The organism is Micromonospora sp. ANENR4, from assembly GCF_015354395.1.
GTDB lineage: Bacteria > Actinomycetota > Actinomycetes > Mycobacteriales > Micromonosporaceae > Micromonospora > Micromonospora aurantiaca.
Genome location: NZ_JADKYQ010000023.1, coordinates 24,720 through 49,360 on the forward strand (window position 1 = coordinate 24,720; position 24,641 = coordinate 49,360).

The following is a 24,641-nucleotide window of genomic DNA, read 5'->3' on the forward strand; positions in this document are numbered from 1 at the left end:
CGATGCGGCCCAGCTATCGCGAGCCGTACCCGATCACCGGCGCCGGCGTCGCAGCCGGCGCGCTCGTCGCGTTCGCCTGGTTGCTGTTGTTCGGGCTGCTCGGCGGCGGCGTGGCCGGATACGCCTGGTGGACGCTGCTGGCCGGCGGCCTGGCGTGGATGGCCGCCGCAGTGCTGGTCCGTCACGGCGACCGGGGGGTGGCGACGGGCGTCGCGATCGTCACCGCCGGTGGTTGGAGCATCGCCGCCGCGATCGTCGCGATGCGCTGGGCGCAGACCGGGGACTGGCCGCTCTGGTGACCTTCGGTGCCGGTTTCGCTGCGTAGCGAAGGCCACCTTGACGTACGCCTGAGGACGGTCCACGCTCGCGGTATGGCCTGGACCACACCGCCGCGGCTCGACCCCGAGCGGAGCCGCCGTCGCCTGCAACTCCTCGCCGAGTTGGCCGGTGCCCGTGCGGTACAGCAGCGGCAACGGCCGCAGCGGGCCCGCACCGAGCGACTGCGCCAACTCATCGCCACCCGCCGGCGCGTCGTCGGCTGACCGGCTTTCTCTTCAGGAACGGCCGGCCCATACGGGGCGTTGACCGCTCGCCCGCCGACCCGACCGGTTAACGTGCATCGCGTGACGTGTCGGCGTGCTGCCGAGGCTGATTTGGGGGGACCGTGTCGTACTTCGCTGCTGCCGTGGCGCGCGTCGACGGCGGCTGGACCGCCGGTGAGGTGAGCCTGCGCGGTGTCACCGACATCGAGGAGGTGGCCGACCGGCTGCGCGACGTCGAGCCGGACGCCGACCTCTCGCTGCTGTTCGTCGAGGCCGACGACACGTACCTGGTCATCCTGCGCCTGGACGAGGGGGAGGACCTGCGGGTCTTCGGCTCGGACTCGGCGTACGCAGAGGAGTCCCGGCTGGGCGCGCTGCTCGTCGGCGACCTGAAGACCTCGGTGACCGGGCTGGAGGACGTCGACGAACCGCGCACCTCCACCGGCGACGACGACACCGAGCAGCCCGCCGTGGACCCGGAGGCCGACCCGGTCGGCGACGCGGATCTCCTCGCCGATCTGGGCATCCCGGCGCAGAAGCTGCTGGCGCTCTGCGCGCACGAGGGCTCCATGCCGGCCGACGTGACAGCCGAGATCTGCCAGGTGCTCGGCTGCGTGGACGAGGTCGAGGAGCTGCGTGAGGTCTGAGCCCGGGGAGTCAGTGACGCCCGGCGCCGCCGAACCGGCAGACGCGACCGACCCGTCGCTGGAGACCGTACGCCCGGGGCAGCCCACCCCCGGCCGGGCCGCGCGCGTCGGTCCCGGCGCCGACGAGGCGCTCGCCGACCCGGGCGCTGTGGGCCGCCGGCAGCGGCACGAGCTGTGGATGCGCCGGGCCCTCGAGGTCGCGGTGACCGGCCCGGACGGTGCGACCCCAGATGCCGACGACGTGCCGGTCGGCGCGGTGCTCTACGGCCCCGACGGCACCGAACTGGCGATCGGGCGCAACGAGCGGGAGCTGACCGGCGACCCGACCGCACACGCCGAGGTGCTGGCGCTGCGGCGGGCCGCGCAGCGGCTCGGCCGGTGGCGGCTGGACGACTGCACGCTCGTCGTGACGCTCGAACCGTGCACCATGTGCGCCGGGGCGATCGCCCTGGCCCGCGTCTCGACAGTGGTGTTCGGCGCGTGGGAACCCAAGACCGGCGCCGTCGGGTCACTCTGGGACGTGCTGCGCGACCGCCGCGTCACGCACCGCCCCGAGGTGTACGGAGGCGTGCTGGAACGCGAGAGCGCGGCGGTGCTGCGCGCCTTCTTCCGCTGAGGGGTTCTGGTCTTGTCTCAGGCGCCGGCCGGTGCGGGGCGCAGCAGCGTCGCGGCGATCGCGCGGCCGACCTCGGTCCAGGCGGTCGGACGCAGCGTGGCCGGGTCGAGCCGGACGATCGACCGGGTGCCGGTGGCGTGCACGGTGGCGCCGTCGGTCGAGCGGAACTCGAAGGCGTAACGGGCGCTGCTGGTGCCGAAGTGCTCCAGCCAGAAGTGCACGGCCACCGTGCCGACGCCGACGACCGGCGCCTGGTAGGTGATGGTGAACTCGCGGACCGCGTGGAACACGTCGGGTGCGGCGTGCACGTCGCCGCGGAAGGCGACGCCGCGCTCGGCCCAGTAGGGCGTCAAAGCGCGTTCCAGCAGCACGGCGTACCGGGCGTTGTGCAGGATGCCCATCGCGTCGAGGTCGTCGAAGTGCACAGGCACGTGCTCGACGTGCCCGAACTCCGCGACCGGCCGGTCGGTGGTGGCGTGGCTCATGACTGGCCTTCCGGTAGCAGGGCCGGATCCGGGCAGAGCGCCCGCAGCCGGTTCAGCAGGCCCTGGCGGGCGTGCCGGTAGGAGGCGTCCGGGTCGAGCAGACGGGACCGCATCACCGCGCTGATCCCCAGCGCGTCGATCTCGTACGCGAGCAGCGGCACGTCCAGATCGGCGGGGAGTTCGCCGAGGTCGACCGCCTCCTGGACGAGGCGCTCCAGCAGTGCGGTCCAGCGGGACAACGCGTCGGCGAGCCGGTCCCGGACCGGGCCGGGACGGGCGTTGTACTCGAACTCGGTGTTGGCGAAGAAGCAGCCGCCGGGCAGCACCCGGGCGGCGTAGAAGTCGATCCGGGCCTCGTGCAGCGCGCGCAGTCGGCGTACGCCCCGGGGTGCGTGCAGGGCGGGAGCGACGATCATCTCCTGCCACTGCGCCACCGCGCGGTCGACGGTGGCGAGTTGCAGTGCCTCCTTGGAGCGCCAGTGCGCGAAAAGGCCGGACTTGCTCACCTCCAGCCGATCGGCGAGCTGGGCCAGGGACAGACCGTGCAGGCCGACCTCGGTCGCCAGCGCCACTGCGGTGTCCAGCACCGCGGTGCGGGTGCGGTCGCCACGGGCGACGCGGCCGTCGGAGGTCATGCGCTCAGCCTAGGGGAAACAAGCACGACCGGTCGTATTTATTTTTGTGACGCCGGTAACGCGGACCGCCCCGCCACCGAGCGGTGACGGGGCGGTCCAGGTCGGTCGGGGTCAGGCGATGATGGTGTCCAGCGCGATCTCGACCATCTGGCCGAACGTCTGCTCGCGCTCCTGCGACGTGGTCTTCTCGCCGGTCTTGATGTGGTCGCTGACGGTCAGGATGGTCAGCGCGCGGGCCTTGAAACGCGCCGCGATCGTGTAGAGCGCCGCCGACTCCATCTCGACCGCCAGCACGCCGTAGTCGGCGAGCGTGTCGTACAGGTCAGGCCGGTCCGTGTAGAAGGCGTCCGCCGCCAGGATCGGCCCCACCCGCATGCTGATGCCGCGCCGCTCGGCCACCTCGACCGAGGTACGCAGCAGCCCGAAGTCGGCCACCGGGGCGTAGTCGATCAGCCCGTCGAAGCGCATCCGGTTCATGTTCGAGTCGGTGGACGACCCGATCGCCGCCACCACGTCCCGCAGCTGCAGATCCTCGGTCAGGGCGCCGCAGGAGCCCACTCGGATCAGCGACTTCACGCCGTACTCGTTGACCAGCTCGTGGGCGTAGATCGAGGCGGACGGCATGCCCATGCCGGAGCCCTGGACGGACACGTCGACACCGTTCCACTTCCCGGTGAAGCCCAGCATGCCGCGCACCGTCGTGTAGCAGCGGGCCCCCTCCAGGTAGGTCTCCGCGATCCACTTGGCCCGCAGCGGGTCGCCCGGCATCAGGACCCGCTCGGCGATCTCTCCCGGCTCAGCGCCGATGTGCGTACTCATGGCAAAGATCCTGCCAGGCCGGGCCGAGGGATACCGGTTCGGCGTCCAAGCCGGCGGTCCTGTACCCTCGTCGGCGGTGGCGTGTCCGAGTGGCCTAAGGAGCACGCCTCGAAAGCGTGTGAGGGTTTACGCCCTCCGCGGGTTCAAATCCCGCCGCCACCGCCTTTGAAGAGGCGCAGCGCCCGGCAGTCCAGGAGGACTGATCCGGGCGCTTCGTCGTTTCCGGCTTTCTCGAGTCGCCGTCCGACTGATGCCGCTTGGTAGGCGGCGAGGCACCGGTTCGGTGACGCTCGTCAGTCACTTCGCCGCCGGGTGGTTGCCTCCTTGGCCAGGTCGTCGATGATCCATCGCAACGCCGAGACGGCCGCGGAGTACCGCAGGTAGCGAGGGTTCTGGTTCGACTTGGGCTCGCACTGCAGCCGCATTCGCCGAAGATCCTCAATCATCTGCTGGAGTCGCTCCTCCGGAGTCATGGCCGAAAGCCTGCCCGTTCGGCGTCGGGGAGGCAATGGTGGCAGCTCCGGGTAGACGCCGGATCCAGCGGGCACGAAAGCGCGATCTGGGGGCGACCTGTGGGCGGTCGGAATGAGTCGGCAATCTGCTACGCCTCTTCCTGAAAGGGGGGTTGCAGACATCGACGGAACTCCGCAGTGAACGGTACCCTTCGATGGGCTGTCTCAGAGATGGACGGAGGGCAGATGTCCCAGACCATCACTGTTGAGTTGATCAAAGCTGTGCCCGCGATTCTCTGGGTTGCCTTCGCCGCGCTGGTCTACCTTTCTCTTCGGAGCGCGATCATCCCGCAGATTAGCCGCCTTCACAGCGTGAAGACGCCAATGATCGAGCTCGGCTTCGCCGAGCAGTTACTGGTCGAAGCGGCGGCCCGGTCCGAGGCAAGCGCGCCACCTTCCGTCAGTGAGCAGCGCGCAGCCGTCTCACGGCTGCAACACGCGGCCGAAATCCTGCGAGGTGGCCGAATTCTCTGGGTTGATGACAACCCCGAATGGAACCTGCCTCTGATACAGCTTTTTCGGCGACTGGGCATGACCGTAGACACGTCGCGCTCCACGGACGAGGCGATCGCCAACCTTCGGAGCCGCCGCTACGACTTGATCCTCAGCGATATGCGGAGGGATACCGAACATCCGGCGCAGAGCGCGGGCATCACTCTGCTCGACGCCCTTGAGCGTCAGGGAGACCGAAGCCCTGTGATCATCGCCGCATCGAACTTCGATCCGCAGATCGGCGTTCATCCTGGAATCTTCGCCTACACCAACGCCGTCGACGACATCGTCCATTACGTCATCGACATCATGGAGCGCGTCAAGTTCGGCACCGCTTTCTGACTCGTAGTCCAGTGGCCCGGCTTGCAGTGCTTAGGCCGCCAGCCTGATTTGTCGCTCGTTCTCTAGGACCGGTAGACGGTCAGCAGGGGCCGTAGCCCTCGTCGAAGAGGCGGCGGGCCCAGTCCGCGTACCCGGCGATGATCTCGCGGACGGTGACCCCGTCGTGCAGGAACAGGTACGCGCGGTCGCCGTCGCGGGCGAGCAGCCCGGCGAAGCGGTGACTGCCGGGCGGTGCCGGCAGGTCGACGGCGCCGGGGTACGCGGCGCGGACCTCGCCGACTGGCGCGCCGGCGCTGATGCCTTCGGGCGTGCTCATCGGGTCGTCGAGCCAGAGCAGGACGAGCCGGTCGTCGACGAAGATCGGGCTGACCGAACCGTGCCCGACCAGCGCGGGTCCGCATGCCTCCTCGTCGGCGCGCAGCACACCGCGCCGGGTCAGGTCCGCCTCGGTGTCGCCGAACTCCGCGTTGCGCAGGCCCTCCAGGCTGACCACCTGAGCGGCGCCGACCGGGCGGGTGGGCCACTGTGGATGAACGCCGCTGCCGGCTGCGGACGCGGCAGCGAGCAGTGCGGCAATAAAGCCGAATTGTCGTAGTTTCATGCAATCCCCCAGTCACCAACGGGACCGGGGCGATGAGGTTGCTGTTGTTTGTCGGATTGGCGTAGTTCCCACTCCTCGGCCAGCTCGTCCCAGTAGTCGGCGGACAGGCCGCGCCGGCCGTGCATCAGCCAGCCGTCCGTGTCGCGCTCCAGGTGCAGGCCCAGCTCGGCGAACGGGTCGATCCACGCGCCCGGCTCCGCGCCCAGGCGGGCGAGCGCCGTGTTGATCGGCCACTCGGTACGCGGCCGGTCCAGCGCGGCGTCGTACCGCGGGCCCCAGCTCACCTCGCCGCCGAGCCACACCACCGCCGACTGGTGGCCCAGGCCGCCCGCGAACTCCGCCTCCAGGTACGCCACCGGGCCGCTCCTCGACCAGCGGGCCAGCACCTCCGCGAGCGGCGGCGAGAGCACCAGCCGGAACGGGCGCTCGGCGTGCGGCTCGTCGGTGGCGTAGTCCGGCAGGCCGCCGGTCAGTTCCTGCACGAGCTGCGGGGTGACAGGCAGCAGCGCGAAGTCCTGGCGGAGCGCGGCGAGCACCGCGTGGTCCAGGTCGGCGGTCTGCTCGCGAAGCAGCTCGACGTCGGCGACCACGGCGCTGAGCTGGTAACTCATCCGGTCCTCTCGGCGTCCACAGGCTGTGGATGGAACATGTGTACGACGGATTATGGGCCTCTCGGCGCGCTCGACGAGTGACGCGACCGATGCCCAACGTACGGGCGGAGCAGCGCTCGCGCATCATCGCGCCCGATACTCGCACTGCACGGTTGTCGGATCGGGGTGGCGGCGTTCGTAGCCGGGGTGACGGCGGCCCGGCCGACAGCCGACGAGAGCGAAAGAGGAACCGATGGCGCAGTACCTGATCTCCGTACTCGACGACAAGACCGGCTCGGCCACCGACGCGGAGATGGCCGCGATCGGTGAGTTCAACGAGCAGTTGCGAGCCGACGGCCACTGGGTCTTCGCCGGTGGGCTCGCGGCGCCGGAGACGGCCACCGTCGTGGACGCGCGGGGCGGGAGTCCGCTGCTCACCGACGGGCCCTACGTGGAGACGAAGGAGTACGTCGGCGGGTTCTGGATCATCGAGGCACCGGACTTCGATGTGGCGCTGCCGCTCGCCGCGCTGGCCTCGGAGCGGTGCAACAGGCGGGTAGAGCTGCGGCCGTTCCTGAGCGCGTGACAGACGTCGGCGAAGCGCTCACCCGGGTCCACCGCGAGGAGTGGGCCCGGGTCGTCGCCACGCTCGCCCGGCGCATCGGCGATCTCGACGTGGCCGAGGAGATGACCGCCGAGGCGTTCGCCGCCGCAGTCGAACGGTGGTCGGCCGACGGCGTACCGCCGAACCCCGGCGCGTGGCTCACCACCACCGCGTACCGGCGGGCCGTCGACCGGATCCGGCGCGAGAGCCGGCGGGACGACAAGCACCGGGAGGCGCTGATGCTGGCCGACGTCCCGGAACCGCTCGGTGTCATCGACGACGACCGGCTCCGCCTGATCTTCACCTGCTGCCACCCGGCGCTGGCCATCGAGGCGCGGGTGGCGCTGACGCTGCGCCTGGTCGGCGGGCTCACCGTGCCGGAGATCGCCCGGGCGTACCTGGTCCAGGAAGCCGCCATGAGCAGGCGGATCACCCGGGCCAAGACGAAGATCAAGGCGGCCGGGATCCCGTATCGAGTGCCGTCCCGCGAGGACCTGCCGGCCCGGGTCAGCGGTGTGCTCGCCGTCCTGTACCTGATCTTCAACGAGGGCTACCTCGCCTCCGACCCGGGCAAGGAGGCGGTGCGCGCCGACCTGACCGCCGAGGCGATCCGGCTCACCCGCCTGGTCCGTACGCTGCTGCCCGACGACCACGAGGCCACCGGACTCCTGGCGCTGATGCTGCTCAGCGAGGCCCGCCGCCCCGCCCGGGTCTCCGCGACGGGCGAACTCGTCGTCCTCGCCGAGCAGGACCGCAGCGCCTGGGACCACGAACTCATCGCCGAGGGCCACGCTCTGGTCCGCGCGTGCATCGCCGCCGGCCGCCCGCCGGGCCGCTACCAGATCCTCGCCGCGATAAACGCCGTACACACCGACGCCCGCGACGCGCGGGACACCGACTGGGCGCAGATCGCCGCGCTCTACGACCATCTGGTACGCGTCGACCCGTCGCCGATCGTGCGGCTCAACCGGGCCGTGGCGATCGCCGAACTGGACGGGCCGCAGGTCGCGCTGGCGGAGGTGGACGGGTTGCCGCTGGAGGGTTATCACGCGTACCACGCGACGCGCGCCGAGCTGTTGCGCCGGATGGGGCGAGGCGGAGAGGCGCGGGAGGCGTACGACCGGGCGATCAAGCTGGCGGGGAACAGCGCGGAGACGGCGTACCTGACGCGGCGACGGGACCAGTTGGGCGGCCGGTGAGTCTCGCCGCACGGTACGACTCAGGGCCGGTCCCGTGCGGGAGCCGACCCTGTCGTCTGCGAGCGGAGGATACGAGATTCGAACTCGTGAGGGTGTGAACCCAACACGCTTTCCAAGCGTGCGCCCTAGGCCTCTAGGCGAATCCTCCGCGAGCCAGGATACAGGTCTCCCGACGGCGGGCCACCCCACCCTCCCGGAAGATCCACAACCCTTCGGGTAGGCTTGGCGTCACCTCCCGTGCGGCGGTATCTCGTGAACCTCCCCAGGGCCGGAAGGCAGCAAGGATAAGCGAGCTCTGCCGGGTGCACGGGAGGCCTTTCTGTCTCCCGGGCCGGGTAACGTCGCTGCGGGTCGGGTCACGGGGTGGTGGGTGGTCACCCGGGGCCGACCGGCGCAGAATGGCTCTCCTCGAGAGGAGGCGGGACGGGTGGCACTGGCCCTTTACCGCAAGTACCGGCCGCGGACGTTCGCCGAGATGATCGGCCAGGAGCAGGTCACCGAGCCGCTGTCGCAGGCGCTGCGCAGCGGGCGGCTCAACCACGCCTACCTCTTCTCCGGTCCGCGGGGCTGCGGCAAGACCTCCAGCGCCCGGATCCTGGCCCGCTCCCTCAACTGTGAGCAGGGCCCCACCCCCGAGCCGTGCGGGCAGTGTGACTCGTGCCGCGGGCTGGCGCCCGACGGCGGCGGCTCGATCGACGTCATCGAGATCGACGCGGCCAGCCACGGTGGTGTCGACGACGCCCGTGAGCTGCGCGAGAAGGCGTTCTTCGCCCCGGCCCGCAGCCGCTTCAAGATCTACATCATCGACGAGGCGCACATGGTCTCGTCGGCCGGCTTCAACGCCCTGCTCAAGCTGGTCGAGGAGCCCCCGGAGTACGTCAAGTTCATCTTCGCCACCACCGAACCGGAGAAGGTCCTCGGCACGATCAAGTCGCGGACCCACCACTACCCGTTCCGGCTGTTCCCGCCGAAGGTGGTCCGCCCCTACCTCGAGCAGCTCTGCGAGGCGGAGGGCGTCAAGGTCGAGCCGGCGGTCTTCCCGCTGGTGGTGCGCGCCGGCGGCGGCAGCATGCGCGACAGCCTCTCCGTGCTCGACCAGCTCATCGCGGGCGCCGGCCCGGAGGGCGTCGACTACGCCCGGGCCGCCGCGCTGCTCGGGGTCACCGACGCCGCGCTGATCGACGAGATGTGCGACGCGCTCGCCGCCGGTGACGGCGCCGCCGCGTACGCCACAGTCGACCGGGTCGCCGAGGCCGGGCACGACTCGCGCCGCTTCGCCTCCGACCTGCTGGAACGCCTCCGCGACCTGATCGTCCTGCAGCAGGTGCCCGATGCCGCCGCCAGGGGCCTCATCGACGGCCCGGCCGACCAGATCGAGCGGATGGCCGCCCAGGCGCAGCGCCTCGGCCCGGCCACGCTGTCGCGCTGCGCCGACATCGTGCACAACGGCCTGGTCGAGATGCGCGGCACCACAGCGCCCCGGCTGCTGCTGGAGCTGATCTGCGCGCGCATGCTCCTGCCCGGCGCGGACGACTCCTCGGCCGGCCTGCTCCAGCGCCTGGAGCGGATGGAGCGCCGGCTGGCGCTCGGGGGCGCCGAGCTGCCGCCGGCCGCCGCCGACTCCGCGCACCCCACTCAGGCCCCTGGGGTACGCCCGGCGACTCCCGCCCCGGGCGCGGCTGCCGCCGCGGTCCACCCGGATTCCGCCGGCACGCCGGCGGCTGCCGGTGCCCCGACCGGTGCCGCCGCCGCACGTGCCGCCGCAGCCGCTGCGGCGGGTGCCCGGAACGTCGCCCCCGGTTCCCGCCCCGGCGCTGCCGCCGGGCCTACCGGCTCCCGTGCCGCCCCGGCTGCCGAGGAGTCCGGCCCGTCCGCCGCCGAATCAGGCCCGCGTCTCGTCCCGGTGGCGACCGAAGCGACTGCGGCTGCCGGCGTCCACTCCGACACGGACGCCGGGTTCCCCGCGTCGGCCGCCTCCGAGCGGGCCGCCGGGTCGGCGACTTCCGGTCCGGCCGCTGCCCGACGCCCGGTACCGCCGTCCGCGGTGATGCGCGACCCGGCCACGCCCGAGCCGCCCCGCCCCGGCGCGGCGAATCCCGGCGCGCTCGACGCCGTGGCGGTGCGCCGGGTCTGGCCCGAGGTGGTCGGCAAGGTCAACCGGAGCAACAAGCGGATCGCCGCGCTGATGCGGGACGCGGTGGTACGCGACCTGGACGGCGACACCCTGGTGCTGACCGTGAAGTCGACGGTGCTGGCGAAGATGATGGCCGACCACGCCGCCGTGCTGACCGACGCGCTCTACGAGGAGCTGGGCGGTCGGTGGCAGATCCGCTGCGAGGTGGCCGGGGAGCGGGGTGGCGCGTCCCGGCAGTCACGTCCGGCGGCCCCGCCGCCGGCGGCCCCCGTTTCGCAGGGCCCGGGGGGCCCGTCCGATCGCGGCGCCCGGGCCCTCCCGGGCGGGCAGCCCGGCCCGGCCCGGCCCGGTGCGAACGCGGCGGGGAACGGCGACGTCTCCGCCGCCGACGACGCCGAGGACTGGCCCGAGCCGGCTCGGCCGGGCGGCTCGGCCGGGAACGTGGACGGTTGGCCGGAACCGGCGCGGCCGGGTGGCACCGGACCGAACGGCACCAGGTCGGGTGGCACCGGGCCGGAGGGCGCACCGGCATCGGACGGCGCGGCGCGCAACGGATCGGCCGCGGGCGTACCGGGGCCGGGTGGTCCGGCCCGCGACGGTGCGGCGACCGGGGAGGCGCTGGGTTCGGCCGGGCCCGGCGGTCCGCCGGTGAGCAGCGCGATCGCGGCAGCGCGGGCGGCGGCGGCCGGACGTGGTCCGCGACCGGCGGCCCGCAAGGCGGCCGACGCCGACTGGGCGGGCGAACCGCCGTACGATCCGGACTTCGACGGGCCGGTGCGCGGCGGCGGGCAACGCCCCGGCGGTGCCGCGCCGACATCGGCCGCCTTCGAGGGGTTCGATCCGGGAGACGAGCCGCTGGACGAGGTCATCGACGAGCGGACCGCTCGCGAGTCCAGTGAGGAGCAGGCGGTACGGCTGCTCCGTGACGCGTTCGGTGCCGAGAAGATCGACGAGTTGGACGCCCGCTAGCGTTCGCGGCTTTCGACGTTTTCCCTGTTCAAAGCCTTGACGGTGGCGTTCGGGTGACTCACCATCAATGTCTCCTGGTGCATTTCGGGAGGTTGGTGCTCAAAGTGAGAAATGTTCCGAAGGTGGCCGTCGGTGTGGCAGCCCTGACGGTGCTGGCGTCGGCAGCGCCGGGTGTCGCCGCCGTGCCGCAGCCGGAGCCGACGACCCTGCGGGTCAGTGTCTCCAGCGCGCAGGAGCAGGCGAACGAACGCAACTCCAGCAGCAGCATCTCGCGCGGCGGACGCTTCGTCTCGTTCGCCTCGCGCGCTTCGAACCTGGTCCCGGGGGACACGAATGCGGTGGACGACGTCTTCATCCGGGACCGGTTCACCGCGACGACCAGCCGGGTGAGCGTCTCCAGCAGCGGCGCTCAGGGCAACGCCTACAGCACCGGACCGGCGACCAGCGGCAGCGGCCGGTACGTCGCCTTCGTCTCCGCCGCCTCCAACCTGGTGCCGGGGGACACCAACGGCGTTCCGGACGTCTTCGTCCGGGACCGGCTCGCGGCCACGACCACTCGGGTGAGCGTGGCCGCCAGCGGCGCCCAGGGCGACGCGGAGAGCACGGTGCCGAGCATCAGCTACGACGGCCGCTTCGTCGCCTTCAGTTCGTTCGCGAGCAACCTGGTGCCGGGGGACACCAACGGCGTCCCGGACGTCTTCGTCCGGGACCGGCTGCTCGGCACCACCACCCGCGTCAGCGTCTCCGGCGCGGGGGCCCAGGGCAACGGACTCAGCGGCTTCACCTCGTCGACGATCAGCGGTGGGGGTCGCTATGTGATCTTCTATTCGGTGGCGTCGAACCTGGTGCCGGAGGACACCAACGGCCTCGCCGACATCTTCGTCCGGGACCGGCTGCTCGGCACCACCTCCCGGGTCAGCGTCTCCTCCACCGGAGGTCAGGCCGACGGCGCTAGCAGCGGGCCGGCGATCAGTGCCGACGGTCGTTTCGTGGCCTTCAGTTCGTCGGCGTCCAACCTCGTGTCCGGCGACACCAACGGTGCCGAGGACGTCTTCGTCCGGGATCTGGCCGCCGGGGTGACGCGCCGGGTGAGCGTCAAACCCGGCGACGCGCAGGGTAATGGCCCGAGCAACCAGCCCGCACTCAGCGGAGACGGGCGGCGGGTCGCCTTCGTCTCGCAGGCATCCAATCTGGTGGCGGGGGACACCAATGCCGCCGAGGACGTCTTCCTCGCCGGCTGGTGGGTGGGCACCACCACCCGGCTGAGCGTCTCCGCCGAGGGGGCGCAGGCCGACGACGGAAGCAACGACCCCTCGATCGACTACTCGGGGCGGTCCGTCTCCTTCACCTCCTTCGCGACCAACCTGGTGTTCGGCGACACCAACGGCATGCTCGACGTCTTCGTCGTCGCCGCGGGCCGGCAGCCCGGCGGCGGGTCGCAGCCCTGGTGAGGGCGCCCGGCCGGTTCGTCGTCGGCGGCGATCACCGCCGACGACGCCGCGGGCCGTCGGTCGGGGCGCGCCGCCGGCAGCGGATAGGCTGAGCGGCGGCCCGAGCAGACGAGTGGAAGAAGGAGCGGTCCGTGCGCCCAGGTGGACAGCCGAACATGCAGCAGATGCTGAAGCAGGCGCAGAAGATGCAGCAGCAGATCGCGAAGGCCCAGGCCGAGCTGGCCGAGGCGGAGCTGACCGGCACCGCCGGCGGGGGCCTGGTCACCGCTACGGTCGCCGGTACCGGTGAGCTGAAGGCGATCAAGATCGACCCGAAGGCGGTCGACCCGGAGGACGTCGAGACGCTCGAGGACCTGGTGGTCGCCGCAGTGCACAACGCCGCCGAGGCGGCCCGCGAGCTGACCGAGAAGAAGATGGGCCCGGTCGCGGGCGGCATGGGCGGCCTCAGCCTGCCCGGGTTCTGAGCCGGCAGATGTACGAGGGTGCCATCCAGGATCTGATCGACGAGCTGGGCCGGCTGCCGGGCGTGGGCCCGAAGAGCGCCCAGCGGATCGCGTTCCACGTGCTGTCGGCGGATCCGGCCGACGTGAACCGGCTGGCCGGCGCGCTGCGCAAGGTCAAGGACCTGGTCCGGTTCTGCACGACCTGCTACAACGTGGCCGAGTCGGAGCAGTGCCGGATCTGCCGCGACCCACGGCGCACCGACGAGGTGCTCTGTGTGGTCGAGGAGCCGAAGGACGTGGTGGCGATCGAGCGGACCGGCGAGTTCCGCGGGCGCTACCACGTGCTCGGCGGCGCGATCAATCCGCTGGAGGGCATCGGCCCGGACAACCTGCGGATCCGTGAGCTGATGACCCGACTCGGTGGCGGCGAGGTCCGCGAGCTGATCCTCGCCACCGACCCGAACACCGAGGGCGAGGCGACCGCCACCTACCTGGCGCTGATGGTCAAGCCGATGGGGATCGCGGTGACCCGGCTCGCGAGTGGACTGCCGGTCGGCGGCGACCTGGAGTACGCCGACGAGATCACGCTGGGCCGGGCCTTCGAGGGCCGACGGGCCGTCTGAATCCAGTCGTGCCGCCTCCGGCGGGTGCCCTGCGGGGTGCCCGCCGGACGTGTCTCCGGGCCGGACGGGCATGTCCGTCGATCTGACAGGAACGTGCGTCCGGGACCGGATCGACGTAATAAATTCGGCCTTCTGGCCGACGAAACCTCGGCAGCGTAAGTGATTCTCCTTCGATTCGTATGCCTCGTTGCGGAACAGACACGATTCGATACCAACCCGCCCCCCGCCCGTTTCCGCGCCGTCCACCCGAGGGCTAAGGTCTGCGCACATCGGTGACCCTGTCACCACGTTGTCCGTACCCCCAAGGACGAGGTGAAGCACCATGCGTGCATCCAGGCCGAAGGTCGCAATCGCGGCCGTCGCGGTCGCGGCCCTCGCGGTTGCAGGCTGCGCCGAGAGCGACCGTGAGAGTGGCTCCGGAGATAGCAAGAAGGACACCCTCGTCTTCGGCGTCGCCGGAGACCCGAAGGTGCTCGACCCCAGCTTCGCCAGCGACGGTGAGTCGCTGCGCGTGGCGCGCCAGGTCTTCGAGACCCTGGTCCGTCCGGAGGAGGGCGGCACCAAGGTGACGCCGGGCCTCGCCGAGTCCTGGACGCCGGATGCGGCGGGCACGACCTGGACCTTCAAGCTCCGCTCGGGCGTCAAGTTCCACGACGGCACCGACTTCAACGCCGAGGCCGTCTGCGCCAACTTCGACCGCTGGTACAACGCCAAGGGCCTCATGCAGAGCCCGGACGTGACCGCGTACTGGCAGGACGTCATGGGCGGGTTCGCCAAGAACGAGAACCCGGACCTGCCGCCGAGCCTCTTCAAGTCCTGCACCGCCAAGGACGCCACCACTGTGGATCTGGCGTTCACCCGGGTCTCCAGCAAGATCCCGGCCGCGCTCATGCTGCCGTCGTTCTCGATCCAGAGCCCCAAGGCGATGGAGCAGTACGACGCCAGCAACGTGACCGGCACCGCCGAGGACATCAAGTACCCGGCGTACGCGATGGAGCACCCGACCGGCACCGGGCCGTTCAAGTTCAAGGCGTGGGACGTCGCGAACAAGACGCTCACCATCGAGCGCAACGACGACTACCACGGCGACAAGGCCAAGCTGAAGACCATCATCTTCAAGACGATCTCGGACGAGAACGCCCGCAAGCAGGCGCTCCGCTCGGGTGACATCCAGGGCTACGACCTGGTCGGCCCGGCGGACGTGGAGCCGCTGAAGAAGGAGGGCTTCAACGTCCTCACCCGGCCCGCCTTCAACATCCTCTACCTGGCGATCAACCAGAAGGGGAACCCGAAGCTGGCCGACCTGAAGGTCCGGCAGGCCATCGCGCACGCGCTGAACCGGCAGGCCCTTGTCGACTCGAAGCTGCCCCCGGGCGCCAAGGTCGCGATGAACTTCTTCCCGGACACCGTCGAGGGCTGGAACGGCGACGTCACCAAGTACGACTACGACCCCGCCAAGGCGAAGGCCCTGCTGGCCGAGGCCGGCGCGTCGAACCTGACGCTGAAGTTCCACTACCCGACCGAGGTCACCCGGCCGTACATGCCGAACCCGAAGGACATCTTCGAGCTGCTCTCGGCGGACCTCAAGGCGGTCGGCATCAACGTCCAGGCCATCCCGCTGAAGTGGAGCCCGGACTACCTCAACGCCACCACCTCCGGCAACAAGCACGACCTGCACTTCCTCGGCTGGACCGGTGACTACGGCGACGCGTACAACTTCATCGGCACCTTCTTCGACCGCCCGAAGGACGAGTGGGGCTTCAACAACCCCGCGCTCTTCGCGCAGTTCAAGGACGCCGACACCACCGCCGACGCGGCGGCCCGTACGGAGAAGTACAAGGCACTGAACAAGTCGATCATGGACTTCCTGCCGGGTGTGCCGATCTCGCACTCCCCGCCGGCGATCGTGTTCGGCAAGGACGTGACCGGGATCAAGGCGAGCCCGCTCACCGACGAGCGGTACGCGACCGCAGAGTTCAAGTGATCTGAAGGCACCGTACGCGGGCGGGCGCTGTGACCACAGCGCCCGCCCGCACCCCTCCGCACACCCTCCGAGGCGCCCGTGTTCCGGTTCATCATCAGACGCCTGCTACAGCTGATACCCACGCTGTTCGGGCTCTCCGTCCTGCTGTTCATCTGGCTCCACCGACTTCCCGGCGGGCCCGAGACCGCGATCCTCGGTGAACGGGGCACGCCCGAGACACGCGCCGCCATCCGGCGCAACCTCGGCCTCGACGAGCCGATCCTGGTCCAGTACGCGCGCTTCCTGCGGCGGATGATCCGGCTCGACCTGGGCACCTCGACCGGTACGAAGCGGGCCGTCACCACGGAGTTCGTGGAACGGTTCCCCGGCACCGTCGAACTGACGATCATGGCCATGATCCTCGCGGTCGGCATCGGCATCCCGCTCGGCTACCTGGCCGCCCGCCGCCGGGGCCGGTTCCTCGACCACGCCTCGGTCGGCGGATCGCTCATCGGCATCTGCATCCCGGTCTTCTTCCTGGCGTACGTGCTCAAGGCGATCTTCGCGGAGAACCTGGGCTGGTTCCCCTCCAGCGGCCGGCAGGACCCGACCATCGGGGCGACCCGGGTCACCAACTTCTTCGTCCTCGACGGGCTCATGACCCGCGAGTGGGACGCCGCCGCCGACGCGCTCTGGCACCTCGTGCTGCCCGGTATCGCGCTCGCCAGCATCCCGCTCGCGATCATCGTCCGGATCACCCGGGCCAGCGTGCTGGAGGTGTTGAACGAGGACTTCGTCCGCACCGCCGAGGCCAAGGGCCTGACCGAACGGACCGTCCGCCGCCGGCACGTGCTGCGTAACGCCATGCTGCCGGTGGCCACCTCGATCGGTCTCCAGACCGGTCTCCTGCTCTCCGGCGCGGTGCTCACCGAGACCGTGTTCGCGTTCAGTGGCATCGGCGCGTTCGTCGCCGAGTCGATCAGCCAGCGCGACTACCCGGTGCTGATGGGCTTCATCATGATCATTGCGGTGGTGTACGTGCTGGTGAATCTCCTGGTCGACCTCTCCTACAGCGTGATCGACCCGAGGGTGAGGGTGCGATGACCATCACCGGAGGAAAGAAGCGCGAGAAGATCGACCGGCTCGCCGAGCTGTCCGCCCGCGACGACGAGCAGGGGGTGAGCCTCTGGAAGGAGGCGTTCCGCCGCCTGCGGCGCAACCCGGCGGCCGTCATCGGCGTGGTCATCCTGGCGGTCTTCGTCCTGGTCGCGGTCATCGGGCCGTTCCTCGTCCCGTACAGCCCGACCGACTCCATCGGCATCCGCGAGGGTCTGGTCAAGTCCGGCCAGGGCATCATCCCGGGTGCCTCCGCCGACCACTGGCTCGGCTTCGACCACCAGGGCCGGGACGAGTTCAGCCGGCTCATCGTCGGGGCCCGGCAGACGCTGCTCGTCGGCGTCGTCTCCACCCTGATCGGCCTCGCGGTCGGCGCGCTGATCGGCGGCGTCGCCGGTGCCGCGGCCGGCCTCGGCGGGCGCTGGGGCCGCTGGATCGACACCACCCTGATGCGCTTCATCGACATGCTGCTGGCCATGCCGAGCCTGCTGCTCGCGGTGAGCATCGCGGCGCTGCTCGGCGCCAGCCTCACCACCGTGATGATCGCCGTCGGTGTGGTGTCCGTGCCGATCTTCGCCCGGCTGCTGCGCGGCTCGATGATCGCGCAGGCCAACAGCGACTACGTGCTGGCCGCGACGTCGCTGGGCGTGAAGCGGTCCAAGATCGCCCTCACCCACGTGGTGCCGAACTCGATCGCCCCGGTCATCGTGCAGGCCACGCTGACGCTGGCCACCGCGATCATCGAGGCGGCCGCGCTGTCCTTCCTCGGTCTCGGCAACCCCGACTCGGCCATCCCGGAGTGGGGCGTCATGCTCGCCGACGCGCAGCCGTACCTGGGCATCCGGCCGGGCCTGGCGATCTATCCGGCGCTCGGCATCATCATCACCGCGCTGGGGTTCACCCTGCTCGGTGAGGCGATGCGCGAGGCCCTCGATCCGAAGCTGCGGAAGTAGGTCGGAAATGGCACTGCTCGAAGTGGACGACCTCTCCGTCACGTTCGCCCGTCGTGGGCAGCGCACCGTGCACGCGGTGGACGGGGTGTCCTTCTCGGTCGACGCCGGCGAGGTGGTCGGCCTGGTCGGCGAGTCCGGCTGCGGCAAGAGCGTCACGTCGCTGGCGATCATGGGCCTGCTGCCCAAGCAGCCGGGCCTGCGCGTGGGCGGCAAGGCCGTCTTCGACGGCACCGACCTGCTCCAGCTCGACGACCGGTCGCGCCGCGACATCCGCGGCCGGGACGTGGCGATGATCTTCCAGGACCCACTGTCCTCGCTGAACCCGGTCATCCCGATCGGGCTCCAGGTGACCGAGGTGCTGGCCCGGCACCGGGGCATGAAGGGCGAGGCGGCCACCAAGGAGGCGGCCGCCCTGCTCGACCGGGTGGGCATCCCGGACCCGCGGCGCCGGCTCAAGGAATACCCGCACCAGCTCTCCGGTGGCATGCGGCAGCGGGCGCTGATCGCCATGGCTGTCGCCTGCCAGCCCCGACTGCTGATCGCCGACGAGCCGACCACCGCGCTCGACGTCACCATCCAGGCGCAGATCCTGGAGCTGCTGAAGGACCTGGTCCGGGACTCCGGCACCGCACTGGTGATGATCACCCACGACCTGGGCGTGGTCGCCGGCATGTGCGACACCATCAACGTGCTCTACGCCGGCCGGGTGGTGGAGACGGCCACCCGCCGTCCGCTGTTCCGCCAGCCCCGGCATCCGTACACCGAGGGGTTGCTCGGTTCGGTGCCGCGCCTGGACGCCGGCCGCGGTGAACGGCTCAACCCCATCCCCGGCTCGGTGCGCGACGTGCTGCCCTGGCCGGACGGCTGCGCGTTCGCCCCGCGCTGCGCCCGCCGCGTCGACGCCTGCGTGGGCGAGCCGCCGGAGCTGGTGATCACCCACGACGCCCGCAGCTACCGCTGCGTCAACCCGGTGCCGGTTCCCGGCCTGACCCCGGAGGCGGACGCCCGCGCGACCGCGCCGACGACCACCGAACCGGGTGCGGTGCCGGCCCAGGCCGAACCGGCCGACCCGCCCGCCGTGCCCGGCTTCGGACCGGCTCCGCGCGAGGAGGAGACCCCATGAGCGACAACGACATCCTCGTCGAGGTCCGCGACCTGAAGGTGCACTTCCCGATCCGCCGGGGTGTGCTCTTCGACCGGACCGTCGGGCACGTCAAGGCGGTCGACGGGGTCGACCTGAGCATTCCGCGCGGCAAGACGTACGGGCTGGTGGGCGAGTCGGGCTGCGGCAAGTCCACGCTGGGCCGGGCGCTGCTCCAGCTCAACCCGCCGACCAGCGGCGAGGTGAAGTTCGACGGCGTCGAGCTGACCACGCTCCCGGCCGGCAAGCTGCGCGCGATGCGCCGCCGGATGCAGATGATCTTCCAGGATCCGATGTCCAGCCTGGACCCCCGGCAGAACGTCGAGTCGATCCTGACCGAGGGCCTCCAGACCCACGGCATCGGCGCCAACCGGGACGACCGGCGGCGGATCATCGGCGAGACGCTCGACGCGGTGGGCCTGCCCAAGTGGGCGCTGTCCCGCTACCCGCACGAGTTCTCCGGCGGCCAGCGCCAGCGCATCGGTATCGCGCGCGCCCTGGTGCTCGGCCCGGAGCTGATCGTCGCCGACGAGCCGGTCTCCGCGCTGGACGTGTCGATCCAGGCGCAGGTGGTCAACCTGCTCGACGAACTCCAGGACAGCCTCGGCCTGACCTACCTGGTCATCGCGCACGACCTGGCCGTGGTGCGGCACATCTCCGACATCGTCGGCGTGATGTACCTGGGCGCGCTGGTGGAGGAGGCGCCGAGCGACCGGCTCTACACCGAGCCGATGCACCCGTACACCAGGGCGCTGATGTCGGCGGTGCCGGTGCCGGACCCGGACGTGGAGGACCGGCGTGAGCGTATCCTGCTCGCCGGTGACCTGCCCTCGCCGGCGAACCCGCCGTCGGGCTGCCGGTTCCACACCCGCTGCCCGTGGGCGCAGCCGACCCGCTGCGCCGACGAGCGGCCGGAACTGCGCCAGATCGGCGCCAGCCGGGTGGCCTGCCACTGGGCCGAGCAGATCGCCGCCGGCGAGCTGCGCCCGCACGAGGTGACCGCGAAGATCACCCGGCCGGAGGGCGAGGGCGAGGAGCCGGGCGTGGTCTCCGCGCCGAGCGAGCCCGGCTCGTACGTCTGACACGACGAAGCGCGTCCCCACCCGACCCGGGTTGGGGACGCGCTTGTCCGTCGGTCAGCCCTCGGGGCGGTTGAGCAGGCCCACCGCGATCGTGTGCACGGCGTCCAGCGCGGCCGGGTCGGCCAGCGGCGCGGAACCGCCGGTGACCGCGTACCACTCGTCGGCGTCCTTGTACTGCACCCGCAACGTCACCCGGCCGTCGGCGTGCTCGGTGCGCAGCGTCAACTCGCCGGTCACCACGCCCACCTCGTCCGTCATGACCCCGCCCGGACCGGCGGTGATGTCGGTGCTGCGGTCCGACGGACCGGCCGGCGCGCCCCCGGCCGGAGCACCCGGCACCGCGTCGGCGGTCATGCCCGCCCCGGCCACGTCGGCGGACGCCGGCTGCCGGCCGTCCGCCGTCATCCCGGCCGAGGCCGGACCGGCGGGTGCGGACTCCGGGGCCGGTGCGCCGCCTGCCGCCGGGGCCGGTGTGGCGTCCGGCCCGGTCACGGTTTGCTCGCCCATGTGCAGCCCTCCAGCATGTCGGTGAGAGCGGCCTTCTCGGCACTTGTCACAGTCAGCCGCCAGTAGTGCTTGACCGTCACCCAGTCCGCCGCGTACTGACACCAGGACGACCGGTTCGGCGGCTTCCACTGGGACGGATCCTGGTCACCCTTTGCCCGGTTGGACCGCGCCGAAACCGCGATGAGCTGCGGCCGGGTCAGGTCGTTGGCGAAGTCGCCGCGCTTCGAGTCGTCCCACTCGTCCGCACCCGACCGCCACGCGGCGGCCAGCGGCACGGTGTGGTCGATGTCCACGTCCGACGGATCGTTGAGCACCACACCGTCGTAGACGCTCTCCCACCGGCCGCCCACCACGTTGCAGCCGGACAGCTTGATGCCCTCGCCGTCGCGTTGCAGCACGCTGTCGCGTACGTCGCAGTTCTTGCCGGTGCCGCGCCAGTGCGGGAAGCGGGAACGGCTGTAGCCCTTCATCGACCCGGCCGTGGCCACTGTGAGCTCACCGAGCTGCTTGTTGACGTTCCCGGCGGCGCTCGGTGGCGCCTCCGGCTCGGTGACCGACACGTCGCAGCCGGCCACGCCGAGGGCGAGCACCGCGCTCAGCGCGGCCGCCAGCCCGGCTCGGGCTCCTGATCTCGTACGCACAGACGACACCTCTCCAGCTTGCGTGCTCCGGGCGAGTCCGCACAGTACCCGGCGGCGGTTTCCGCGATTCGTGGCGTCGAGGATGGGCGGCGGGCAGAGTGGTGAGACGTGACCGCACCCGCTCCCGCGCTGCGTACCGGCTCCGCCGCCGGACGCGGCACACTGCTCGCCGCGATCCTCGCCTCCGGCATGGTGTTCCTCGACAGCACCGTGGTGAACGTCGCGTTGCCGCGCCTCGGCGCCGAACTCGACGCCACAGTCGCCGGTCTGCAGTGGACCGTGAACGGCTACCTGCTCATGCTCGCCGCGTTCGTGCTGCTCGGCGGCGCGCTCGGCGACCGGTTCGGCCGGCGGCGCGTCTTCCTGCTCGGCGTGGTCTGGTTCGCGGTCGCGTCGGTGCTCTGCGGGCTGGCCCAGGACACCGGCTGGCTCGTCGCCGCCCGCTTCCTCCAGGGGGCGGGCGGCGCGCTGCTCACCCCCGGCTCGCTGTCCGTGCTCCAGGCCAGCTTCCACCCGGACGACAGGGGCCGCGCCATCGGCACCTGGTCCGGACTGTCCGGGGTGTCCACCGCGCTCGGCCCGCTGCTCGGCGGATGGCTCATCGACGCGCTCTCCTGGCGGTGGATCTTCTTCGTCAACCTGCCGCTCGCAGTCGGCGTGGTGCTCGCCGCGCTGCGCTGGGTACCGGAGAGCCGGGACGAGGAGGCGTCGCGTACCGGGGAGGGGCGTCGGTTCGACGTGGCCGGTGCGCTGCTCGGCGCGCTCGCGCTCGGCGGCGTCACGTACGCGCTGATCGACGCGCCGGCGCGCGGCCTGGACTCCCCGGCGGTGCTGGTCGCGGCGGTGCTCGGGGTGGTCGCCGTGGTGGTGTTCGTGCTGGTCGAGCGGCGGCGCGGTGACACCGCGATGCTGCCCACCGGGCTGTTCTCCAGCCGGCTGTTCTCGGTGCTGAACGTCTTCACCGTGGTGGTGTACGCGGCGCTCGGCGGGTTCACCTTCTTCCTCGCCGTCTACCTGCAGAACGTGGTCGGCTGGTCGGCGCTGCTCACCGGCCTGGCCACGGTGCCGATGACGGTGCTGCTGCTGGTCGGTTCGCCGCGCGCCGGCGCGCTGTCGGCCCGCATCGGCCCCCGGCTGCCGCTCACCGTCGGCCCGGTGATCGCCGCCGTGGGCCTGCTGCTGTTGCGGCGGGTGGGGCCGGGTGCGTCGTACTGGGTGGACGTGCTGCCGGGCGTGGCGCTGTTCGGCGCCGGGCTCACGCTCGTGGTGGCGCCGCTGACCACGTCGGTGCTCGGCGCCGTCTCGGACCGGTTCGCCGGGGTGGCGAGCGGCTTCAACAACGCCGCCTCCCGGGCCGGTGGCCTGCTCGCGGTGGCCGCGTTGCCGCTGCTGGTGGGGCTGTCGGGCACCGGGTACGAGCAGAAGGGCGCGCTCGCCGACGCGTACCGGGGGGCGCTGGCGTGGTGCGCGGGGCTGCTGCTCGCCGGCGCGGTGCTCGCCGCCGTGCTGATTCACCGCCCGCCGAAGCAGCGCGGGGGCCCGGCCTGAAGCCGGGCCCCCGCGTCGCCGGAATCAGGCGCGGGTGCGGTTCACCGCGCTCGTGACCGCCTTGATCGAGGCGGTGACGATGTTGGCGTCCACCCCGACGCCCCACACCGTACGGCCGTCCACCTCGCACTCGACGTACGCGGCGGCCTGCGCGTCCCCACCGGAGGACAGCGCGTGCTCGTGGTAGTCGAGCACCCGTACCGCCACGCCCAGGGACTGCAACGCGTTGACGTACGCGTCGATCGGGCCGTTGCCGACGGCGGTGAGCGCGCGGGTCTCGCCGCCGAAGCCGACGCGGGCGTCGATCTCGACCTTGCCGTCGACGGTGCCGATGGTGTAGTCGGCCAGCTTCACGGCCGGGTCGACCTGGTGGTCGACCAGGTAGTTGCGGGCGAAGATCTCCCACATGGCGCCCGGCTCGACCTCGCCACCGTCGTGGTCGGTGACCTGCTGCACCACGCCGGAGAACTCGATCTGGAGGCGGCGGGGCAGGTCGAGCTGGTGCTCGGTCTTCATGATGTACGCGACGCCGCCCTTGCCGGACTGCGAGTTGACCCGGATGACCGCCTCGTAGGTGCGGCCCAGGTCCTTCGGGTCGATCGGCAGGTAGGGGACGGCCCAGGTGAAGTCGTCGACCGGCACCCCGGCCGCCGTCGCGTCGGCGTTCAGCGCGGCGAAGCCCTTGTTGATCGCGTCCTGGTGCGAGCCGGAGAACGCGGTGTAGACCAGGTCGCCCGCGTACGGGTGGCGCTCGTGCACCGGCAGCTGGTTGCAGTACTCGACGGCGCGCTTGATCTCGTCGATGTTCGAGAAGTCGATCATCGGGTCGATGCCCTGGGAGAACATGTTCAGGCCCAGCGTCACCAGGTCGACGTTGCCGGTGCGCTCGCCGTTGCCGAACAGGCAGCCCTCGATCCGGTCGGCGCCGGCCAGCAGGCCCAGCTCGGCGGCCGCCACGCCGGTGCCCCGGTCGTTGTGCGGGTGCAGGCTCAGCACCAGGCTGTCCCGCCGGGGCAGGCGCCGGTGCATCCACTCGATCGAGTCGGCGTAGACGTTCGGCATCGCCATCTCGACGGTGGCCGGCAGGTTGATGATCAGCTTCCGGTCCGGCGTCGGGTCGATCACGTCGATGACCGCCGAGCAGACCTCCAGCGCGTACTCCAGCTCGGTGCCCGTGTACGACTCCGGCGAGTACTCGTAGTGGATGTCGGTGTCCGGGGTGTGGATCTCCGCGTACTTCTGGCACAGCCGCGCGCCCTGCGTGGCGATGTCGGTGATGCCGTCGCGGTCCAGACCGAAGACCACCCGGCGCTGCAGCGTCGAGGTGGAGTTGTAGAAGTGCACGATGGCCCGGCGGGCGCCGCGCAGCGACTCGAAGGTCCGCTCGATCAGGTGCTCCCGGCACTGGGTCAGCACCTGGATGGTGACGTCCTCGGGAATCAGGTCCTGCTCGATCAGCTGCCGTACGAAGTCGTAGTCGGTCTGGCTCGCCGACGGGAAGCCGACCTCGATCTCCTTGTAGCCCATCTGCACCAGCAGCTGGAACATCCGGCGCTTGCGCTCGGGCGACATCGGGTCGATCAGGGCCTGGTTGCCGTCGCGGAGGTCGACTGCGCACCAGCGGGGCGCGGCCTCGACGCGGCGGGTCGGCCAGGCGCGGTCCGGCAGGTCGACGCCGAACTCACGGTCGTACGGAACGTAGCGGTGGACCGGCATCCGGCTGGGGCGCTGGCGGGCGAACGGATCGGTCTCGGTGACAGGTTGAGCCATCTCGGAGTGCTCCCTGGAACATGTGGCGTCAGCAGATCGGAAAGGTGTCGGCGAGTTGCCGGGCGACGGTGCGCGGCGGTGCCGAGAAGAAGATCGGATGTGCTGGACGGCGCGTTTCTACTCCGCGACGAGGTGCCGGCCGGTCAGGCCTCGTCGCGGCAGCCAAGGAGAAGGTACGCGCGCCACATGACAAGGTCACCCTACGTGGTGGGACGG

At 71.2% G+C, this 24,641-nt stretch carries 26 protein-coding genes, 2 tRNA genes and 1 other RNA gene; 19 read left to right on the plus strand and 10 right to left on the minus strand.

Annotation, left to right across the window (positions count from 1 at the left end):
• Nucleotides 1-2: 2 nt before the first annotated feature.
• From IRY44_RS28785 to IRY44_RS28800, 4 genes are all read left to right on the plus strand, one after another.
• Entirely contained in the window at nt 3-299 is a 297-nt protein-coding gene (locus tag IRY44_RS28785) for a hypothetical protein (RefSeq protein ID WP_228533020.1), read from the plus strand.
• Between the two features lie 72 nt (nt 300-371).
• The gene (locus tag IRY44_RS28790; protein ID WP_166457820.1) at nt 372-542 is read left to right on the plus strand and encodes a hypothetical protein; all 171 of its coding nucleotides are present in this window, start codon (nt 372-374) and stop codon (nt 540-542) included.
• Between the two features lie 122 nt (nt 543-664).
• Nucleotides 665-1,189: a tRNA adenosine deaminase-associated protein gene (locus IRY44_RS28795; RefSeq protein ID WP_194803298.1), complete on the plus strand. Its 525-nt coding sequence runs from the start codon at nt 665-667 to the stop codon at nt 1,187-1,189.
• Nucleotides 1,190-1,337: 148 nt separating this feature from the next.
• On the plus strand, nt 1,338-1,805 hold the full coding sequence (locus tag IRY44_RS28800; protein ID WP_332367434.1) for a nucleoside deaminase: 468 nt from the start codon (nt 1,338-1,340) through the stop codon (nt 1,803-1,805).
• Between the two features lie 17 nt (nt 1,806-1,822).
• Here the strand turns inward: IRY44_RS28800 and IRY44_RS28805 are convergent, their stop codons facing one another.
• From IRY44_RS28805 to deoD, 3 genes are all read right to left on the minus strand, one after another.
• Nucleotides 1,823-2,290 carry a thioesterase family protein gene (locus IRY44_RS28805; protein WP_194803299.1) on the minus strand — a complete coding sequence of 156 codons (468 nt, stop codon included), beginning with the start codon at nt 2,288-2,290 and terminating at the stop codon, nt 1,823-1,825.
• Complete coding sequence (locus IRY44_RS28810; RefSeq protein ID WP_194803300.1) at nt 2,287-2,925, minus strand: TetR/AcrR family transcriptional regulator; 639 nt, start codon at nt 2,923-2,925, stop codon at nt 2,287-2,289. Before IRY44_RS28810 ends, IRY44_RS28805 begins: the two co-directional genes overlap by 4 nt.
• Nucleotides 2,926-3,036: 111 nt before the next feature.
• Nucleotides 3,037-3,744, minus strand: coding sequence for a purine-nucleoside phosphorylase (gene deoD / locus IRY44_RS28815; protein ID WP_043327826.1), 708 nt, complete (start codon nt 3,742-3,744; stop codon nt 3,037-3,039).
• Nucleotides 3,745-3,819: 75 nt separating this feature from the next.
• Between deoD and IRY44_RS28820 the strand changes: the two genes are divergently transcribed.
• Nucleotides 3,820-3,906: transfer RNA gene (locus IRY44_RS28820), tRNA-Ser, on the plus strand.
• Nucleotides 3,907-4,037: 131 nt separating this feature from the next.
• Here IRY44_RS28820 and IRY44_RS31115 read toward each other — a convergent pair.
• Nucleotides 4,038-4,169, minus strand: a complete 132-nt coding sequence (locus IRY44_RS31115; protein WP_255533242.1) for a hypothetical protein — start codon at nt 4,167-4,169, stop codon at nt 4,038-4,040.
• Nucleotides 4,170-4,442: 273 nt separating this feature from the next.
• Here IRY44_RS31115 and IRY44_RS28825 point away from each other — a divergent pair, with 273 nt between their 5' ends.
• Nucleotides 4,443-5,090: a response regulator gene (locus tag IRY44_RS28825; RefSeq protein ID WP_194803301.1), complete on the plus strand. Its 648-nt coding sequence runs from the start codon at nt 4,443-4,445 to the stop codon at nt 5,088-5,090.
• Between the two features lie 79 nt (nt 5,091-5,169).
• Here the strand turns inward: IRY44_RS28825 and IRY44_RS28830 are convergent, their stop codons facing one another.
• Together IRY44_RS28830 and IRY44_RS28835 are read right to left on the minus strand one after the other, a co-directional pair.
• Complete coding sequence (locus tag IRY44_RS28830; protein ID WP_194803302.1) at nt 5,170-5,691, minus strand: hypothetical protein; 522 nt, start codon at nt 5,689-5,691, stop codon at nt 5,170-5,172.
• Nucleotides 5,688-6,302 carry a hypothetical protein gene (locus IRY44_RS28835; RefSeq protein WP_194803303.1) on the minus strand — a complete coding sequence of 205 codons (615 nt, stop codon included), beginning with the start codon at nt 6,300-6,302 and terminating at the stop codon, nt 5,688-5,690. Before IRY44_RS28835 ends, IRY44_RS28830 begins: the two co-directional genes overlap by 4 nt.
• Nucleotides 6,303-6,534: 232 nt before the next feature.
• On the opposite strand from IRY44_RS28835, the gene IRY44_RS28840 reads away from it, so the two are divergent.
• Nucleotides 6,535-6,867 carry a YciI family protein gene (locus IRY44_RS28840; RefSeq protein WP_194803304.1) on the plus strand — a complete coding sequence of 111 codons (333 nt, stop codon included), beginning with the start codon at nt 6,535-6,537 and terminating at the stop codon, nt 6,865-6,867.
• A complete protein-coding gene (locus tag IRY44_RS28845; protein WP_194803305.1) occupies nt 6,864-8,084 on the plus strand; it encodes an RNA polymerase sigma factor in 1,221 nt (406 codons plus the stop codon). Before IRY44_RS28840 ends, IRY44_RS28845 begins: the two co-directional genes overlap by 4 nt.
• 63 nt (nt 8,085-8,147) lie before the next feature.
• Here IRY44_RS28845 and IRY44_RS28850 read toward each other — a convergent pair.
• A tRNA-Ser gene (locus tag IRY44_RS28850) sits at nt 8,148-8,232 on the minus strand.
• Between the two features lie 81 nt (nt 8,233-8,313).
• On the opposite strand from IRY44_RS28850, the gene ffs reads away from it, so the two are divergent.
• From ffs to IRY44_RS28900, 10 genes are all read left to right on the plus strand, one after another.
• An RNA gene (gene ffs, locus IRY44_RS28855) (signal recognition particle sRNA small type) lies at nt 8,314-8,403 on the plus strand.
• A gap of 108 nt (nt 8,404-8,511) precedes the next feature.
• Nucleotides 8,512-11,187: a DNA polymerase III subunit gamma and tau gene (locus tag IRY44_RS28860; RefSeq protein ID WP_194803306.1), complete on the plus strand. Its 2,676-nt coding sequence runs from the start codon at nt 8,512-8,514 to the stop codon at nt 11,185-11,187.
• Nucleotides 11,188-11,321: 134 nt separating this feature from the next.
• Nucleotides 11,322-12,638, plus strand: coding sequence for a hypothetical protein (locus IRY44_RS28865; protein ID WP_228533021.1), 1,317 nt, complete (start codon nt 11,322-11,324; stop codon nt 12,636-12,638).
• A 155-nt stretch (nt 12,639-12,793) separates the two neighbouring features.
• Entirely contained in the window at nt 12,794-13,102 is a 309-nt protein-coding gene (locus IRY44_RS28870; RefSeq protein WP_228533033.1) for a YbaB/EbfC family nucleoid-associated protein, read from the plus strand.
• A gap of 8 nt (nt 13,103-13,110) precedes the next feature.
• Entirely contained in the window at nt 13,111-13,704 is a 594-nt protein-coding gene (gene recR / locus IRY44_RS28875) for a recombination mediator RecR (protein WP_013289050.1), read from the plus strand.
• Nucleotides 13,705-14,026: 322 nt separating this feature from the next.
• On the plus strand, nt 14,027-15,688 hold the full coding sequence (locus IRY44_RS28880) for an ABC transporter substrate-binding protein (protein WP_194803308.1): 1,662 nt from the start codon (nt 14,027-14,029) through the stop codon (nt 15,686-15,688).
• A gap of 78 nt (nt 15,689-15,766) precedes the next feature.
• Nucleotides 15,767-16,771, plus strand: a complete 1,005-nt coding sequence (locus tag IRY44_RS28885) for an ABC transporter permease (protein WP_194803309.1) — start codon at nt 15,767-15,769, stop codon at nt 16,769-16,771.
• Nucleotides 16,768-17,736 (plus strand): ABC transporter permease, encoded by a 969-nt coding sequence (locus IRY44_RS28890; RefSeq protein ID WP_194803310.1) that lies wholly within the window; start codon nt 16,768-16,770, stop codon nt 17,734-17,736. The genes IRY44_RS28885 and IRY44_RS28890 overlap by 4 nt, the downstream gene beginning before the upstream one ends.
• Nucleotides 17,737-17,743: 7 nt before the next feature.
• A complete protein-coding gene (locus IRY44_RS28895; protein WP_194803311.1) occupies nt 17,744-18,859 on the plus strand; it encodes an ABC transporter ATP-binding protein in 1,116 nt (371 codons plus the stop codon).
• Nucleotides 18,856-19,959, plus strand: a complete 1,104-nt coding sequence (locus IRY44_RS28900; protein ID WP_194803312.1) for an ABC transporter ATP-binding protein — start codon at nt 18,856-18,858, stop codon at nt 19,957-19,959. Before IRY44_RS28895 ends, IRY44_RS28900 begins: the two co-directional genes overlap by 4 nt.
• A 54-nt stretch (nt 19,960-20,013) precedes the next feature.
• Here the strand turns inward: IRY44_RS28900 and IRY44_RS28905 are convergent, their stop codons facing one another.
• Complete coding sequence (locus tag IRY44_RS28905; RefSeq protein WP_194803313.1) at nt 20,014-20,466, minus strand: hypothetical protein; 453 nt, start codon at nt 20,464-20,466, stop codon at nt 20,014-20,016.
• A complete protein-coding gene (locus IRY44_RS28910) occupies nt 20,448-21,107 on the minus strand; it encodes an HNH endonuclease family protein (protein ID WP_013474959.1) in 660 nt (219 codons plus the stop codon). Before IRY44_RS28910 ends, IRY44_RS28905 begins: the two co-directional genes overlap by 19 nt.
• Nucleotides 21,108-21,215: 108 nt before the next feature.
• Between IRY44_RS28910 and IRY44_RS28915 the strand changes: the two genes are divergently transcribed.
• The gene (locus IRY44_RS28915; protein ID WP_194803314.1) at nt 21,216-22,655 is read left to right on the plus strand and encodes an MFS transporter; all 1,440 of its coding nucleotides are present in this window, start codon (nt 21,216-21,218) and stop codon (nt 22,653-22,655) included.
• 24 nt (nt 22,656-22,679) lie between these two features.
• Here the strand turns inward: IRY44_RS28915 and leuA are convergent, their stop codons facing one another.
• A complete protein-coding gene (gene leuA, locus IRY44_RS28920) occupies nt 22,680-24,425 on the minus strand; it encodes a 2-isopropylmalate synthase (RefSeq protein ID WP_194803315.1) in 1,746 nt (581 codons plus the stop codon).
• Nucleotides 24,426-24,641: the final 216 nt, after the last annotated feature.

Coding starts and splice junctions, on each gene's coding strand:
- IRY44_RS28785 (WP_228533020.1), top strand. CDS start 3: ATGCGGCCCAGCTATCGCGAGCCGTACCCGATCACCGGCGCCGGCGTC.
- IRY44_RS28790 (WP_166457820.1), top strand. CDS start 372: ATGGCCTGGACCACACCGCCGCGGCTCGACCCCGAGCGGAGCCGCCGT.
- IRY44_RS28805 (WP_194803299.1), bottom strand. CDS start 2,290: ATGAGCCACGCCACCACCGACCGGCCGGTCGCGGAGTTCGGGCACGTC.
- IRY44_RS28810 (WP_194803300.1), bottom strand. CDS start 2,925: ATGACCTCCGACGGCCGCGTCGCCCGTGGCGACCGCACCCGCACCGCG.
- deoD (WP_043327826.1), bottom strand. CDS start 3,744: ATGAGTACGCACATCGGCGCTGAGCCGGGAGAGATCGCCGAGCGGGTC.
- IRY44_RS31115 (WP_255533242.1), bottom strand. CDS start 4,169: ATGCGGCTGCAGTGCGAGCCCAAGTCGAACCAGAACCCTCGCTACCTG.
- IRY44_RS28825 (WP_194803301.1), top strand. CDS start 4,443: ATGTCCCAGACCATCACTGTTGAGTTGATCAAAGCTGTGCCCGCGATT.
- IRY44_RS28830 (WP_194803302.1), bottom strand. CDS start 5,691: ATGAAACTACGACAATTCGGCTTTATTGCCGCACTGCTCGCTGCCGCG.
- IRY44_RS28835 (WP_194803303.1), bottom strand. CDS start 6,302: ATGAGTTACCAGCTCAGCGCCGTGGTCGCCGACGTCGAGCTGCTTCGC.
- IRY44_RS28840 (WP_194803304.1), top strand. CDS start 6,535: ATGGCGCAGTACCTGATCTCCGTACTCGACGACAAGACCGGCTCGGCC.
- IRY44_RS28870 (WP_228533033.1), top strand. CDS start 12,794: ATGCAGCAGATGCTGAAGCAGGCGCAGAAGATGCAGCAGCAGATCGCG.
- recR (WP_013289050.1), top strand. CDS start 13,111: ATGTACGAGGGTGCCATCCAGGATCTGATCGACGAGCTGGGCCGGCTG.
- IRY44_RS28880 (WP_194803308.1), top strand. CDS start 14,027: ATGCGTGCATCCAGGCCGAAGGTCGCAATCGCGGCCGTCGCGGTCGCG.
- IRY44_RS28890 (WP_194803310.1), top strand. CDS start 16,768: ATGACCATCACCGGAGGAAAGAAGCGCGAGAAGATCGACCGGCTCGCC.
- IRY44_RS28895 (WP_194803311.1), top strand. CDS start 17,744: ATGGCACTGCTCGAAGTGGACGACCTCTCCGTCACGTTCGCCCGTCGT.
- IRY44_RS28900 (WP_194803312.1), top strand. CDS start 18,856: ATGAGCGACAACGACATCCTCGTCGAGGTCCGCGACCTGAAGGTGCAC.
- IRY44_RS28905 (WP_194803313.1), bottom strand. CDS start 20,466: ATGGGCGAGCAAACCGTGACCGGGCCGGACGCCACACCGGCCCCGGCG.
- leuA (WP_194803315.1), bottom strand. CDS start 24,425: ATGGCTCAACCTGTCACCGAGACCGATCCGTTCGCCCGCCAGCGCCCC.